This window comes from Salinarimonas soli (assembly GCF_008386575.1).
In the GTDB taxonomy this organism is placed as follows: domain Bacteria; phylum Pseudomonadota; class Alphaproteobacteria; order Rhizobiales; family Beijerinckiaceae; genus Salinarimonas_A; species Salinarimonas_A soli.
This window is the reverse complement of sequence record NZ_VUOA01000029.1, coordinates 23,819-38,270: the sequence shown is the minus strand read 5'-3', so window position 1 is coordinate 38,270 and position 14,452 is coordinate 23,819. Positions and strand designations below refer to the sequence as shown.

At 74.3% G+C, this 14,452-nt stretch carries 13 protein-coding genes; 4 read left to right on the top strand and 9 right to left on the bottom strand.

The window, feature by feature from the left end:
* Window positions 1-79: 79 nt before the first annotated feature.
* The 3 genes from F0L46_RS16845 to F0L46_RS16835 all read right to left on the bottom strand — a co-directional run bounded on the left by F0L46_RS16845 (window position 80) and on the right by F0L46_RS16835 (window position 2,123).
* Window positions 80-784: a spermidine synthase gene (locus tag F0L46_RS16845; protein WP_149819650.1), complete on the bottom strand. Its 705-nt coding sequence runs from the start codon at window positions 782-784 to the stop codon at window positions 80-82.
* Window positions 785-1,016: 232 nt separating this feature from the next.
* Window positions 1,017-1,544 carry a GNAT family N-acetyltransferase gene (locus F0L46_RS16840; RefSeq protein WP_149819648.1) on the bottom strand — a complete coding sequence of 176 codons (528 nt, stop codon included), beginning with the start codon at window positions 1,542-1,544 and terminating at the stop codon, window positions 1,017-1,019.
* Window positions 1,545-1,553: 9 nt separating this feature from the next.
* Window positions 1,554-2,123, bottom strand: a complete 570-nt coding sequence (locus tag F0L46_RS16835) for a helix-turn-helix domain-containing protein (protein ID WP_149819646.1) — start codon at window positions 2,121-2,123, stop codon at window positions 1,554-1,556.
* A gap of 183 nt (window positions 2,124-2,306) precedes the next feature.
* On the opposite strand from F0L46_RS16835, the gene F0L46_RS16830 reads away from it, so the two are divergent.
* The 3 genes from F0L46_RS16830 to F0L46_RS16820 all read left to right on the top strand — a co-directional run bounded on the left by F0L46_RS16830 (window position 2,307) and on the right by F0L46_RS16820 (window position 9,316).
* The gene (locus tag F0L46_RS16830; protein WP_149819644.1) at window positions 2,307-4,304 is read left to right on the top strand and encodes an autotransporter assembly complex protein TamA; all 1,998 of its coding nucleotides are present in this window, start codon (window positions 2,307-2,309) and stop codon (window positions 4,302-4,304) included.
* A complete protein-coding gene (locus F0L46_RS16825) occupies window positions 4,304-8,608 on the top strand; it encodes a translocation/assembly module TamB domain-containing protein (RefSeq protein WP_149819642.1) in 4,305 nt (1,434 codons plus the stop codon). Before F0L46_RS16830 ends, F0L46_RS16825 begins: the two co-directional genes overlap by 1 nt.
* A 273-nt stretch (window positions 8,609-8,881) precedes the next feature.
* Window positions 8,882-9,316, top strand: a complete 435-nt coding sequence (locus F0L46_RS16820; protein WP_149819640.1) for a hypothetical protein — start codon at window positions 8,882-8,884, stop codon at window positions 9,314-9,316.
* A 155-nt stretch (window positions 9,317-9,471) separates the two neighbouring features.
* On the opposite strand, the gene F0L46_RS16815 is transcribed toward F0L46_RS16820, so the two are convergent.
* The 3 genes from F0L46_RS16815 to F0L46_RS27160 form a co-directional block, all read right to left on the bottom strand.
* Window positions 9,472-9,798: a hypothetical protein gene (locus F0L46_RS16815; RefSeq protein ID WP_149819638.1), complete on the bottom strand. Its 327-nt coding sequence runs from the start codon at window positions 9,796-9,798 to the stop codon at window positions 9,472-9,474.
* Window positions 9,799-9,827: 29 nt separating this feature from the next.
* Window positions 9,828-10,061 (bottom strand): CsbD family protein, encoded by a 234-nt coding sequence (locus F0L46_RS16810; RefSeq protein WP_149819636.1) that lies wholly within the window; start codon window positions 10,059-10,061, stop codon window positions 9,828-9,830.
* A 106-nt stretch (window positions 10,062-10,167) separates the two neighbouring features.
* Window positions 10,168-10,539, bottom strand: coding sequence for a hypothetical protein (locus tag F0L46_RS27160; protein ID WP_306461777.1), 372 nt, complete (start codon window positions 10,537-10,539; stop codon window positions 10,168-10,170).
* Between the two features lie 180 nt (window positions 10,540-10,719).
* On the opposite strand from F0L46_RS27160, the gene F0L46_RS16800 reads away from it, so the two are divergent.
* Window positions 10,720-12,468, top strand: a complete 1,749-nt coding sequence (locus F0L46_RS16800; RefSeq protein WP_149819634.1) for a putative bifunctional diguanylate cyclase/phosphodiesterase — start codon at window positions 10,720-10,722, stop codon at window positions 12,466-12,468.
* A gap of 138 nt (window positions 12,469-12,606) precedes the next feature.
* Here F0L46_RS16800 and F0L46_RS16795 read toward each other — a convergent pair whose 3' ends face one another.
* From F0L46_RS16795 to F0L46_RS16785, 3 genes are read right to left on the bottom strand one after another with little or no spacing between them, the layout of a single operon-like run.
* A complete protein-coding gene (locus F0L46_RS16795) occupies window positions 12,607-13,395 on the bottom strand; it encodes an aldo/keto reductase (protein ID WP_149819632.1) in 789 nt (262 codons plus the stop codon).
* Window positions 13,392-14,018 (bottom strand): LbetaH domain-containing protein, encoded by a 627-nt coding sequence (locus F0L46_RS16790; protein ID WP_149819630.1) that lies wholly within the window; start codon window positions 14,016-14,018, stop codon window positions 13,392-13,394. The genes F0L46_RS16795 and F0L46_RS16790 overlap by 4 nt, the downstream gene beginning before the upstream one ends.
* 25 nt (window positions 14,019-14,043) lie before the next feature.
* A complete protein-coding gene (locus tag F0L46_RS16785) occupies window positions 14,044-14,448 on the bottom strand; it encodes a dihydrofolate reductase family protein (protein ID WP_149819628.1) in 405 nt (134 codons plus the stop codon).
* Between the last annotated feature and the right edge of the window lie 4 nt (window positions 14,449-14,452).

Below are 14,452 nucleotides of genomic sequence, written 5' to 3'. Positions count from 1 at the left end.
GAGCCGGAGGGAGAGCCCTGGAGCGCACTTCGACGCCCCGCTTCGCAGGGCACCTCAGGACGAGGTCGGAGGGTGGGCCCTATGTCTGGGCTAGGTTCTGAGCCCCCGCTCCGCCCGGGCGGGTGGCAAGCCAGATCACGTGCCGCGCGCCGCTGCGTCCCGCATGCGCGCGCACCTTCTCGACCGCGACCGCGAACCCCGCCCGCCGCAGGCGCGCCTCGAAGGCCCGGTCCGGGTTGGCCGACCACACCGCCAGGATCCCGCCGGGGCGAAGCGCGCTACGCGCCGCGCCGAGCCCCGCCGGGCCGTAGAGGCGGTCGTTGCCTTCCGTGGTGATCCCGTCCGGGCCGTTGTCGACGTCGAGGAGGATCGCGTCGTAGGCCTCCCGCCCGCGGGCGATCAGCGCCCCCACGTCGCCCTCGCGCACCGCCACCCGGGGATCGTCGAGGCTGCCCGCGAACAATTCCGCCATCGGCCCGCGCGCCCACGCCACCACCGCGGGCACGAGCTCCGCCACCGTGACCCGGGCCTCGAGCCCGAGCACGCCCAGCGCCGCCCGCAAGGTGAAGCCCATGCCCAGGCCGCCGATAAGCACCGCCGGACGCGGCCGGCCGGCAAGCCGCGAGCAGGGGAGGGCGCCCAGCGCCTCCTCAGAGCCGCTGAGCCGGCTGTTCATGAGCTCGTTGGTGCCCAGCATGATCGAGAACTCGGCGCCCCGCCGCTTGAGGCGCAGCTCGCCCCCGCCGGGGATCGCCGCCGTGTCGATGAGAACCCAAGGGATCATGCCTGCCCCGCCGCCATAAGATTCGGGAGCCTTACGTCGCTCCGGCGGGCCTGAGAGGCTGACCCGGACGGACCCGCTCCTGTCCCCCTCATGCTGAGGAGCCTGCGCCAGCAGACATCTCGAAGCACGCGCCACGCCTCCACAGCCGTCCTGAGATCCATGGAGCGCCCTTCGAGGCCCCGCGTTGCGGGGCGCCTCAGGACGAGGGCGGAGGGTGGGCACCGCCCAAGGGTCAGCCTCTGAGGTCCTTGTAGAAATAGCGCGTGCCGCACAGGGATCCGTCCGGGTAGAGGGCGAAGTTCGGGATGATGCCGACGGGCGTCCAGCCGCCGCGTGTATAGAGCCGGTCGCCCTCGCTGCCCACCACCGTGTCGAGCACCATGAGCCACCATCCGGCCGCCCGGGAGCGCGCCTCCGCCTCGCGCAGGAGCGCGGCGCCGAGCCCCCGCCCGCGCCCGTCCCGGTGGACGAGCATCTTCGACAGGTCGGAGCGGTGGGGCTGGTTGGGGATGCCCGAGGCCACCACCTGCACGGTCCCCACAAGCCGCCCGGCCTCCTCGGCGGCGAGGAGGATGCGCTCGCCCCGCTCGACCCCGTCCGCCACCCGGCTCCAGAAGGCGAGCGCCTCGTCGCGGGTCAGCCCCGCCATGAACGACACCGAGGCCCCGCCCGCCACGCAATCGAGGAGGATGTCGGCGAGCTCGCCCGCCCGGGCGCGGGCCTCGCCGGCGGTGAGGGCACGGATCGGGGGCTGGGTCATCGGGTCACCTCAAGGCTCGAGACGCGACAGCACGACCGCGTAGCGCGCGGGCTCGCTGCCGGGATTGTGGAAGACGAGGGGCTGGTCGACCCGCATGAACAGGCAGTCGCCGGGATCGAGCCGGGTGGTCTGCGGCCCGACGCTCATCTCGATGGATCCGGCCAGCACCCAGACCTGCTGCCCGAGGCCGCGCCAGCCCACCGCGTTGTCGAGCACCACGCGCCCGCCCGCCGGAACCGTGACGTCCGTGATCTCGGCCGCGCCGCGCGCGCCCGTCGGCGACACGGTGCGCCGCCGGTACCCCGTCGCGGGATCGGTCCAGACAGGCTGGTCGGCGGCGCGCGCCAGGGGCGAGCCGTCCGCGCCCTCGTCGGCGAAGAGGGAGGCCAGGGTGACCCCGAGCCCGCCCGCGAGCCGCACCAGCACCGCCGCCGTGGGGCTTGCCTCGCCGCGCTCGATCTTGGAGATCATGGCGCGGCTCACCCCGGACGCCTCGGCGAGCGCCTCCAGGGTCCATCCCCGGGCGCCCCGCGCCGCCTTGATGCGCCTTGCCAGCGTCATGCCGTCCGTCTGATCCATGATATGAGAATAAATCTGAGATAGGGGACGTCAAGCGGGATCGTCGCGCCCCGCCGCCCAGGGGTTGCCGCTCCGGCCCGGATCGTGTTTGCTGCCGCGGCTCGTCGGGACCGTCCGGTCATGGCAGGCCAGGGCGTGCGAGCCGCGGGGACGACCCCGCCGGCGGGGCAAGGCGGAGGGCGGATGAGAGCGGAACGCGGGCCCTGGGCCCGCCGCGGATTGCGGTTCGCCACGGCGGTCGCCTTGGTGCTCGGGGCCGGGTCCGCCCCGGCCCTCGATCTCGACCCGTTCGGCCTGTTCGGGAACCGCGAGCGCGCGCCCGCGCCGAGCGCCGACGCGCTCCCCTATGCCGTCACCGTGGAGGTCGCGGGCGGCGAGCGCGCCCTCGTGAACGCGCTCGAAGCCGCCTCCACCCTCTACGGCCTGCGCGGCGACGCGCCCCCCGACGCCGACGCCCTCGTGCGCCGCGCCCAGGCCGACCTGCCCCGCCTCGTCGACGCGCTCTGGGGCGCGGGCCATTACAACGCCACCGTCGCCGTCGAGGTGGCGGGCGTGCCCCTGCGGCTCGGCGTCGACCGCACGGCGGCGGCCGCCGCGGCGGCCTCGGCCTATCGCGCCGTCGCGCAGGTGCCCGTGCGCATCGTCGCCGATCCCGGGCCGCTCTTTCGCGTGCGCTCGCTGGCGGTCCTGGGCCCCGGCGGCGTGCCGCTTCCGCCCGAGGCCCTGCCGCCGCGCATCGTCGCCCTCGAGACCGGCGCCCCGGCCCGCACCGCCGACATCCTCGCCGCGCAGGCCCGCATCGTCGATCATTTCCGGGCGGGCTCGCGCCCCTTCGTGCGCATCGCCCGGGCCGATCCCGTGGTGGTCCACCCGGAGGCGGCCCTCGACCTCACCCTCGTGGTCGAGCCCGGACCCGTCATCGCGCTGGGCGAGGCGACGATCGGCGGCACCACGGCCGTCGACCACGCCGTGATCCGCTCTTTCATCTATTCCCGGCCCGGCGACCCCTATTCCCCCGAGGCGCTCGCCTCCATCCGCCGCTCGGTGGGCCAGATCGAGGCGCTCTCCTCGGTGCGGGTGCGGACGCCCGAGGACGAATCGGGCCTCGACGCCAACGGCAACCTGCCCCTGTTCGTCGACGTGTCGGACCGGGCGCCCCGGGTGGTGGGCGCCTCGGCCCGCTACTCGACCACGGACGGCCCGGCGCTGCGGGCCTACTGGATCCACCGCAACCTGTTCGGCGGCGCCGAGCGCCTGCGCATCGAGGGGGTCCTGTCCTATCTGACGGCGCGCGGCCCGGACGCCGTCCGCTCGGGCGACCGCAAGGACGGCATCGGGGAGCGCCTGAACGACCTCGGCGGGCGCTTCACCGTGAGCTTCCTCAAGCCCGCGCTCTACGGCACCCGCAACGACCTGCTGCTCGACGCGAACGTGGCCCGCGAGCGCACCGAGGGCTATGTGAGCCGGTTCGCCAACGTGAGCGCCGGCATCCGCCACCGCTTCGCCGAGCGCGTCTCGGCGCAGATCGGCGTCGAGGCGGAGGTCGGCCAGGCCCGCGATGTGCTGGGCGAGATCGACTACACCCTGGTGGGCATCCCGGCCTCGGTCACCTACGATTCCACCGACCGGCCCCTCGACCCCACCGAGGGCGTGCGCGCCACCGCCCGGGTGGCGGGCTATCCCACCTTCCTCGGCTCGTCCGTGGGCCTCGCCGTCGCCCAGGTGAACGCCTCGGCCTATCTCGCCCTCGACGAGGCGGCCCGCGTGGTGCTCGCCGGGCGCCTCGGGCTCGGCACCATCGTGGGCGCGGACCTGGAGGACATCCCGGCGAACCGGCGCTTCTTCGCGGGCGGCGGCGGCTCCGTGCGGGGCTTCCGCTATCGCAGCCTCGGCCCCCGCTTCCTGGGCGAGCCCATCGGTGGGCGAAGCCTCCTGGAGGGATCGGTCGAGGCCCGGATCAAGGTCACCGACACCATCGGCATCGTGCCCTTCGTCGACGCGGGCACCGCCTTCGCCTCCAGCCTGCCCGACGGCTCGCAGCGCCTGCGGGTCGCGGCGGGCCTGGGCCTGCGCTACTACACGGGGATCGGCCCCATCCGCCTCGACGTCGCGACCCCCGTCGGCCGCGAGCGCGGCGACCGCCCGGTCGCGATCTATATCGGCTTCGGACAGGCGTTCTGATGCGGCTCCCCCGTCTCCTCCGCCCCGTCCTCGCCGGCGCGGTCGCCCTCCTGGCGCTCGCCGTCGTGGTCGTCACGGTCCAGCCCGGGCGCGCCCAGACCGATCAGGGCGTCCTGGCGGGCCTCATCTCGCGCCTCCTCTCGACCCCCGCGACCCGGGTCAGCATCGGGGCGGTGGAGGGCGTGCTCTCCTCCAATGCCGTCATCCGCGACATCCGCATCAGCGACCGCGACGGCGTCTGGCTGTCCGTCGACCGCGCCCGCCTCAACTGGAGCCGCACGGCGCTCCTGCGCGGGCGCCTCCAGGTGGACGCCCTGGAGATCGACCGCATCGACCTGCCGCGCCGGCCCTTGCCCGCCGAAGGCGAGCCGCCCCCGTCCGGCGATCCGATCCTGCCCGAGCTCCCCGTGAAGGTGGTGGTGGAGCGCTTCGCCCTGGGCGAGCTCGCGCTCGGCGCGCCCGTGCTCGGCACCCCCGCCCGCCTCCAGGCGCAGGGGCGGGCCACGCTCGGCGCGCCCTCCGAGGGGCTCGACCTCGTCTTCGCCGCCACCCGCCGCGACGCCCCGGGCCGGCTCTCCATCGAGCTCGCCTACGTGCCGCAGACGGCGCGCCTGCGCCTCGACCTCGTTCACGACGAGCCCGCGGGCGGGCTCGCGGCCCGCCTCCTCGACCTGCCGGGCCTGCCCCCCGTCGCCCTCAAGGCGAGCGGGGAGGGGCCGCTCGGCGCCTTCGCGGCCCGCCTCGACTTCACGGCGGGGCCCACCATCGGGGCGCAGGGCGAGGCCCGCATCGCGCGGGCCGGCACCGCCTACCGGGCGACCCTGGGGCTCGCCGCCCAGATCGCGGGCCTCGTGCCCCCCGCCGTGGCGCCGGTCTTCGCGGGCACCACCCGCCTCGACGGCGGGGCGGCCTTCGGCGACGACGGCAGCGTCCGGCTGGAGGGCATCGGCCTCGCCTCCTCGCTCGCCACCCTCGACGTCAACGGCACGGTCGCCCCCGACCGAACCCTGGACCTGCGGGTCGCGGGGCGCGCCCTGCCCGAGGCGGCGAATGCCGTCCGGCCGGGCGAGGTGGCGCTCGCCGAGCTCTCCCTCGATCTTGCGCTGCGCGGCCCGCCGCTCGCGCCGCGCGTCGACGGCACGATCGTGGCCGGCGGGGTCCGCCTGCCTGACCTCTCCCTCGACCGGCTCGACGCGCGACTCGCCTCCTCGCCGGAGGGCAATGCCGCCACGCCCGACCGCTTCCGCTTCGAGGTCACGGCCGACGCCCGCGGCCTGGCCCTCAAGGACCGGGACCTCGGCCGCGCCGTCGGCCTCCGCGCGAGCCTGAAGGCGCGCGGGACCGTGGACCTTGAAGGCGTCGCGTCGGTGGAGAGCGCCCGGATCGAGACCCCGACCGGGGAGGCCGATTTCGAGGGCCGCGTCGGCACGGGCGTCCTCGCCGGTACCGTGCGGGCCCGCCTGCCCTCGCTGGAGCCCCTGTCGGGCCTCGCGGGCAGCCCCTTGCGCGGCTCGGCCCGCCTCACCGTCGGCCTCACGGGCTCCCCCTCCCGGGTCGCGGCCCGGGTCGATGGCGAGCTCGACGGCTTCTCCAGCCGCAGGCCCGCCCTCGACGGCCTCGTCGGCCGCTCCGTGACCCTCGCGGGCCTCGTGCGCCGCCTCCCCGACGGCTTCGCCGTGGAGGGGCTTCGCGTGAACGGGGCCAACGTGGAGGCCGTCCTCGACGGGCGCGCCACGGCCGCCGACGCCGATCTCGGCCTGCGCCTCTCCATCCCCGACCTCGCGCGCCTCGATCCCGCGATCCAGGCCGGCCGCGCCCGGGTCGAGGCGCGCCTCACGGGCGGGCTCGACCGCCCCGACGTGACGGCGACCGCCCGGCTCCAAAACGTGCGCGCCCTCGACCGGCCGATCCCCCGCCTCGACCTGGAGGTGCGCGGCACCGACCTCACGGGCGCGCTCTCGGCCCGCGTGTCCCTCGACGGCGAGGTCTCGGGCAAGCGGGCGGCGGGACGGCTCGCGATCGCGCGGCCCTCCCCCAGCGGTCCCCTGCGCCTCGACGATCTCGACCTCGCCATCGGCTCCGTCACCCTGCGCGGCGGCGTGGGGGTCGGCCCAGACGGGCTTGCCACGGGCCAGGTCGCCCTCAAGGCGGGCAATCTCGACGACCTGAGCCCCCTCGTGCTGACCCGGCTCGCCGGCAGCATCGACGCCGCCGTGGCCTTGAGCGTGCGCGAGGGCGTCCAGGTGGCCCGCATCGACGCCAAGGGCGCGCGCCTTCGCCTGGGCACCACGGAGCTTCGCGCGCTGACGGCCGACGTCGAGGCCCGCGATCCCTTAGGGCAACCCCGCATCGACGGGCGGATCGCCGCCGAGAGCCTTGCCGTGGCGGGCCAGACCTTCAGCCGCGTGCGTCTGGAGGCGCAGTCGCGCGGCGCCTCGACCGCCTTCGACGTGACCGGCGCGGCGCAGGGCTTCGACCTGGAGGCGCGCGGCACGCTCACCCCCGCCGGCACCGGCAACCGGGTCGATCTCGCCGCCTTCCAGGCCCGGCGCGGCGCCCAGCGCCTCAGCCTCGCCAATCCGGCGAGCCTCGTTCTCGATCGCGGCTCCGTCCGCATCGCCGACCTCACCCTCGCGCTGGGCTCGGGCCGGCTCACGGTCGCGGGCACCGCGGGCGCGGCGCTCGATCTCGACGTGCGGGCCGTGCGGGTGCCCCTCGCCGCGGCCGAGATCGTGAGCCCCGGCCTCGGCCTCTCCGGCACCCTCGACGGCACCGCCCGGGTGACGGGCACCGCCGCGAGCCCCACGGGCACCTACCAGCTCGCGATCCAGGGCCTCGTGGCGCCGCAGCTGCGCGAGGCGGGCCTCGGCCCGCTGACTGTTCGCGCCGAGGGGCGGCTTCTCGACGAGCGCGCGAGCGTGCAGGCCTCCATCGACGCGCCCCGGGCCGGGCGCCTCGAGGTCACCGGCAGCGTGCCGCTCGCGGCCACGGGCAACCTCGATCTCGCGGCGCGCGGGCGCATCGATCTCGCGGTGGCGAACGCGGCGCTGGGCGCCACGGGCCAGCGGCTTGCGGGCAACGCCGCGGTCGATCTCGCGATCCGAGGCGACGCCGCGCGGCCCGACGTCACGGGTGCCGTCACCCTGGAGGGCGCGGCCTTCGACGATCCGTTGCGCGGGATCCGGATCACGGGCATCCGAGGCCGCCTCGCGGCGCGCGGCGACAACCTCGTCCTGGAGGGCGTGGAGGCCGCGACGCCGAACGGGGGCACCCTTGCCGCCTCGGGCCGCGTCACCCTCGATCCCGGCGCAGGCTTCCCCGGCGAGATCGCGATCACGGGGCGGCGCGCGCAGCTCGCCTCCGGCCCGGAGGCCACCGCCGTGGCGGATCTCGACCTCACGCTCGGCGGTCCCCTGGCCCGCAGCCCCCGCATCGCCGGGCGCATCGACCTCGTGACCCTCGACCTCTCGGTGCCCGACCGCCTGCCCACCACGCAACGCCCCCTGCCGGGCACCCGCCACGTCGCGCCCCCGCCGCAGGCCGCGGCGCGCCTGAAGCTGGAGCGCCGGCGCCGGGACGCAGCGGGTGGCAAGGGGGCCGCGCCCTTCGCCGCCGCCCTCGACCTCACCATCGTGGCGCAAAACCGCATCTTCGTGCGCGGGCGCGGCATCGAGGCGGAGCTCGGCGGCGAGCTGCGCCTCACCGGCACCACCCGGGACGTGGCGGCGGTGGGCGCCTTCGATCTGCGGCGCGGGCGCCTCGACATCCTGGGCCAGCGCCTCTCCTTCACCCGTGGGCGCCTCGACTTCACGGGCGACCTCACCCCATCCCTCGATTTCGTGGCCGAGACCCAGGCCGCCGACATCACCGCCCGCATCGCCGTCACGGGTCCCGCCTCCCGGCCCGACTTCGCCATCACCTCCGACCCGGACCTGCCCCAGGACGAGGTGCTCTCCCGCCTCCTGTTCCGCCGCGCGGCGGGCGGCCTCACCCCGGGCCAGGCGCTCCAGCTCGCCCAGGCCGTCGCGACCCTGTCGGGCGGCGGCGGGGGCGCCTTCGAGCAGCTGCGCCGCTCGCTCGGCGTCGACAGCCTCGACATCACCACGGGCGCCGGCGGCGGACCGGCGATCGGCGCCTCGCGCTACATCTCGGACCGGCTGCGGGTCGGAGTGCGGGCAGGGACGCGCCCGGAGGAGACGGGCGTCACGGTGGATGTCGACATCACCCGCCGCCTGAAGCTCCAGGGCGAGGCGGGCGCCGACGGCAGCGGCTCGGTGGGCATCGCGGCCGAGTGGGAATATTAGGCCTGAACCGCTCCTGAACCGCCGGTTCAGAAGCCGCACATCCGTGGCCCTCCAGAGTGGCGGAACCGGTCCTTCGGTGGTAGCGGAACCCCGCCGCAAAGCTTGTCGATCGGCCTTGCAAGAGGCGGCGCCCCGGGGCAGCCTCCGGGAACGGCGCGGGGGAGGAATTGCCGGTCCCCCGTGAGACGCGACTGCAGAACAAGAATGATGGGTCTGCCCGGCGCCAGCGGACGCGCCGGCGAACCCGAGCGGATGGGCGCTTCAAGAGCCGTCATGCACACGATGCGAGACGTCGCCGGCTTTTATCCGGCCAAGCTGCTGGTGGAGGGCGCTCATTGGCGGCGCCGGGCCTTCTGGTGCCGGCGCCACGGCCTCAAGCCCAGCCCCGCCGACGCGACCCTGGTCTTTCAGGGGCACGGGCACGACCGGATGGAGCATTTCAACCGCCGCCACCGCCTGGCCCAGCGCCTCTTCGACCGGCCGTTCCTGTTCGACGCCGGCCGGGGCGACTACGTGCTCACCACGCAGCCCTACAACGCCGAGAACGACCTCGCCTCCCTCGACGTGATGCGGGCCTGGGCGGCGCCGCTCGGCCTCGTCGTCCAGGACCGCTTCGCCGAATCGTGGTGGTGGCCGGGCTCCACCGCCCATTACGTGATCGCCCGGCCGGACGTCGTCGCCCGCCTGCGGGATGCGCCCGCGGCCTAGCACTACAGTTGCACACCGATTTGAGGTCGGAAATCGGGTCGCTTTCCGAAGGATCAGAGATTGATTTCGCTCTCTTCAGCCCCGGTCGATCTCAGAAGTCGCGGGGTTGCACAACGGCATGGAATTCGCCCCCGATTTGCAACGCAACTGTAATGCTAGCCCGGGGAGCCCTCGCCGTCCCCGTCGGGGGTCTCGCCGAGCAGACGGGTGAAATCCTCCAGCACCTCCGCGATGAGCCGCTGGCGGCGCGGGTCGCGCGCCTCCGGGGTCTGGGCGAACAGGCCGAGCAGGTAGCGCGTCTTCTCGATGGCCTCCGGCCAGCCCTCGGCGGGCAGGGCCATGAGCATCTTCTCCAGGGCGTCCTGGCGCTCCTTGAGGGCGTCGTGGTCGTTCTGGACCTCGAGGCGCAGGCGGCGCAGCTCCGTCGCCTTCTGGGCCGCCATGCCGCGATGCTGGTCGAGCTTGATGGGGTCGTCGGTCATCGGTCCTCCCCGGCGCCTGCCGGTCGTCGTCAAAGAGACCACTGGGCGAAGCGCTTGTCGGCGGCCCAGAGCTCCACGTCGCCCCGGGCCTGCTCCTGGGGCAGGCTGTAGCGGTCCGCGACCCGCGCCACGAGATCCGCCTTGGTGCGAATGCCCGAGAGGTCGCTCGCCGTGAGCCGGTCCCACTTGGCCTGCGCCGCCCTCATGTGCCCGTCGGCGACGTTGAGGATGTCGCAGGCATGCGCTTCGATCGATGCAGGCATGGGGCTCTCCCGGCTCGCAAGCGCTCGGGACGAGCCATGCGCCCTTAGACAAGGGGAGCGCCGGGCGAAATTGCAATGCGGGCCGGGACGATCGGCCCCGGGCGCCCTAGCGGTCGTTGCCGAGGGCCACGAGGTCGCTCTCGCGCACCACCCGCTCGCCGATCGCGGCGGACTTGATGTGGTAGGAGAACTCGCCCGTCTGGTCGGCGGGCATGAGGCGGGTGATCTCGAAGACGTCGGTGGTGCTCAGCGCGCGGTCGGCGAAGACGCGCCGCGTGAGCCGGACCAACTGGTTGAGCTTGTACTTGTGGGACATCGTTTCCTCGTCGGTGAGGCGCGGGGCAGCCAGGCGTGCGGCTGGGCGAAGGGCGGTCCGCGCCGGGGCGCCTTGTCGGGCGGCGTAGACTGGATGGGTGATCTCGGCCGGGTCCGCCGTCGCGGCGGATGGGGCGCGCGACACGGGCCGGAGCTCCACCATGCGCCCGATCGTCCGGCGGATGCAAGCAATCTCGCGAATCAGGCCCCTGATCCCCGTCCGGGCGGGCGGTCGCGCTTACCGCTCGGACACCATGACGGCAGACGGGCAGATTGCATGTCGCTGCGTTAAGACACATCTCAAAGGTGTGAATTACCGTCCCGGCATCACCCGAGGGACAGCATGGCCTACCTGCACCAGCACACCAAGAACGAAGCGGCACGGCTCAACGCCCTGCGGGACCTGCGCCTGCTCGACACGCCGCCGAGCGACGCCTTCGACCGCCTGACGCGGCTCGCGAGCCAGCTTCTCGGGGCGCCCGTCTCCACGATCTCGCTCACCGACGGCGACCGGCAATGGTTCAAGTCGAAGGTGGGCGTCGACATCACCGAGATCCCCCGCGAGCAGGCGCCGTGCTCCTACGCCATCGAGGGCGAGGACATCTTCGTGGTGCCGGACCTCGCCGCCGACGACCGCTTCCGGGGCTCGCCCCTGGTGGAGGCCGGCATCCGCTTCTATGCGGGCGCGCCGCTCTTCACCCGCGCGGGCTATGGGGTGGGGACGATCTGCGTGGTGGACGACAAGCCGCGCGATCTCGACGACGCGCAAAAGCGCGTCCTGCGGGATCTCGGCGGCATGGTCATGAGCCAGATCGAGCTCCAGAACATGATCGGGCGCGTCGATCCCGCCTCGGGCCTGCCCAACCAGTACCAGCTCTTCGAGGACCTTGAGGATCTCGGCCGGGCGATGCCGGGCGAGGCCGCCGCTCTCGTGCTCCTGGAGCTGATGTCCCCCGTCCAGGCCGGCCACATGGCCCGCGTGCTCGGCGCCTCGCAGGTGGAGGAGATCGTCACCGGCGCGATGCCGGTGGTGCGCGGCGCGGTCGGCAACGCGGCGCGGATCTACCATGTCGGCCCGCAGCGCTGTGCCGTCCTCCTCGAGGGCATGCTCGACGAGCGCCGGGCGGCCCTGCCGGATGCTCTGCGCCGGGCGCTCGCCATGCCGATCCCCTGCGGCGGCCTGCCCGTCTCCCTCGATCCGGCGGTGGGCGCCTACGAGTTCGCGGCCGGGGAGGTCGACCCGCGCGACGTGCTGCGCCGCCTTCTCATCGCCGTGGCGGATGCCCGCGTGGGCACGAGCCGGCGCGCCCGCTACGACGCGCGCCTGGAGGCCTCCGCGACGCGCCGCTTCACGCTCCTCAACGACTTCGCGGCGGCGCTCGAAGCGCGGGATCAGCTCGCCCTCGTCTACCAGCCCCGCTACGGCCTCGCGACGGGCCGCCGGATCGGCGTCGAGGCGTTGCTGCGCTGGACCCATCCCACCCTCGGCCCCGTCTCGCCCGCCGAGTTCATCCCCCTCGTGGAGCAGACCGCCATGGCCCGCCCCCTGATGGACTGGGTGGCGCGCGCCGCCTTCCGCCAGGCGCGGGACTGGCAGCGGGCCGGCCTCGACCTCGCGGTCTCCGTCAACGCCTCGGCGCGCAACCTCGACGAGGACGACTTCGCCCGCCGCCTCCTCGACCGCGCGGCCGAGGCGGGGGTCGACCCCGCCCGCATCGAGGTGGAGTTCACCGAGAGCGCGCTCGCCGAGGACCACGCCCAGGTCGTCGCCCAGATGACGGCGCTGCGGGCGGCCGGCGTGCGGATCGCCATCGACGATTTCGGCACGGGCTACAGCAACCTGTCCTACATCCAGAGCCTGCCCGTCTCGTCGATCAAGATCGACCGCAGCTTCGTCCTCGACCTGGAGGCCTCGACCAAGAGCCGCACCCTCGTCCAGACCATGATCACCATGGCCCACGATCTCGGCTACGAGGTGGTGGCCGAGGGCATCGAGACGGAAGGCGCCCGCGACCTCCTGACGGCCTGGGGCTGCGACGAGGGCCAGGGCTACCTCATGTCCCGCCCCGTGGCGGCGGGCGCGATCGCCTGAGGAGGTGGCCCGGAAAGGCTTGCTCCCCTCCTCCTCATGCTGAGGAGCCCGCGCCAGCGGGCGTCTCGAAGCACGCAGCACGGGGCCACAGCCTTCCTGAGACCGCTGGACCGACGGAGCACCCGCCCCCAGCCGCGCTCAGCCGGGCCCGACGGCCTCCTGGAAGGCGCGCACGTTCTCCCTCAGGTGCTCGACCGACTTCGTCCCCGTGAGGATGCGGCCCGAAAAGCCCTGTTGCAGCACGAAGCGCAGGGCCCTCGTCCGGATGGCCGCCGGGTCGCCCGTGCCCTCGTGCACGATCCGGCCCATGCCGAACGGCCGGTTCACGAGGATCTTCGTCCCGTCGCGGGCCGCGAGCCCGAAGATCGGCTGGAGTCTGGGGTCGAGCGCGTTGAAGGGGAACTGGAGCCAGGCGTAGATCCCGGCCCGGCTTGCCGCATGCGCCGCCTCCAGGTCGCTCACGCTCGCGCCGAACGCCGTCACGCCTGCGCGTCTCGCATCCTCGAGCGCCCGCCCGACGCCGTCGGATTCGAGGGCGCGGGCCGTCGCCTTGTGGATCTGGAGGAGGTCGATGCGCCCGAGCCGCGCGAGGCTGACGTCGAGGCTGCGGCGCAGCGCGTCGTAGCCGTGGTCGGCGTAGCCGGAGCCTGCGGCCTCGTCCCAGTGCTCGCCCATCTTCGTCGCGACGACGAGGTCGTCCGGCCGCGTCCCGAGCCCGGCCAGGAACGCCCCGAGGATCCGCTCGCTCGCGCCATAGGCTGGCGCCGTGTCGAGGAAGCGGATCCCGAGGGCGAGGGCCTCCTCGAGCAGGCGTCGCGCCTCCGCCTCCGGCGGCGGGGGCTCCTGCCCGTGCCCCCAGGTGCGGCCGATGGAGATGAGGCCCAGCCCGAGCCCGACGGGTCCGTTCAGGGAGGCGTGTGCGCTCACGGCTTTGCCTTCGGGTGGAAGAACGACTGCCGCTTGAGGGCACCGGCCGAGAACGTGCCCTCGCCGGCGATGACCTCGCCCGCACCCACGGCGAGGTTGCGGGCCGTCCCGAAGCCCTTGAGGAGGCCGCCGCGCCGGTCCGGGTCCGGATCCCGGTGGGTGGCGCCCGCGCCGAGCCGGCAATCGGTCACCGAGATCATGCCGAGGAGCTGGCTGCCCGAGCCGAGCTCCGTCTCGCCGTACACCGCCGCGCCGCCGAGATAACGCCCGCCGGTGCCGATCGCGATCCGCGCCCCCGCCCGGTTGGCGCGCGCCACGAAGCCGCCCTCCCCGAACTGGTTGTCGTCCCCGATGCGGATCTGGCCCGTGTCGGCCGCCATCAGCGTGCCCCCGTGGAAGACGTTGCCCCTCCCGACCGAGAGCTCAGCGCCGGGCGCGCAGAACAGCGTGACGCCGGGATGGAGCACGTTGCCCTCCCCGAGGCGGACGCCGGGGCTGATCAGGATCGAGAACGGATCGAGGATCGCGGTGCCGCCCTCTGCGAGCCCCAGGGTCTCCTCGATCCCGAGGAACCCTTGCGACCGGCGCATGCGATCGACGGTGGCGATGAGATCGGGCGTCATGGGCGTCCTCCGGCTCCGGTTCCGCTCAGGCCGCGCCGCCCGCCACCAGCCAGGCGGGGTCGAACCAGCGGTCCGCCTCGCCGTCATAGGGCAGGCGCGTGACGTCCCAGTGCCGGATGAGGGGGGCATAGGCCGTCCAGACCGCCGGCCCGCCCCCGACATAGATCACCCGCCCGGGGTAGCGCGCGATCACCTCCTCGGGCGCCTCGCCCGAGCGGATCGCCACGACGGTCCGGTCGGCGCGGGCGAAGTCGGGCACGGATTCGGCGGTGCGGGGTCCTGCGATGAGGACATGGCCCCGGGTCACCTCGAAGAAGCGCTCCACGTCGGCCACGAAGGCGGGCCCGGTCGCGCCCTCCCAGGGCAGGCGCCCGCGCAGGCCGAGCTGGCCCCTCGTGCCGATGGCGCACATGGCGCGGATGTCGGGCATCGGA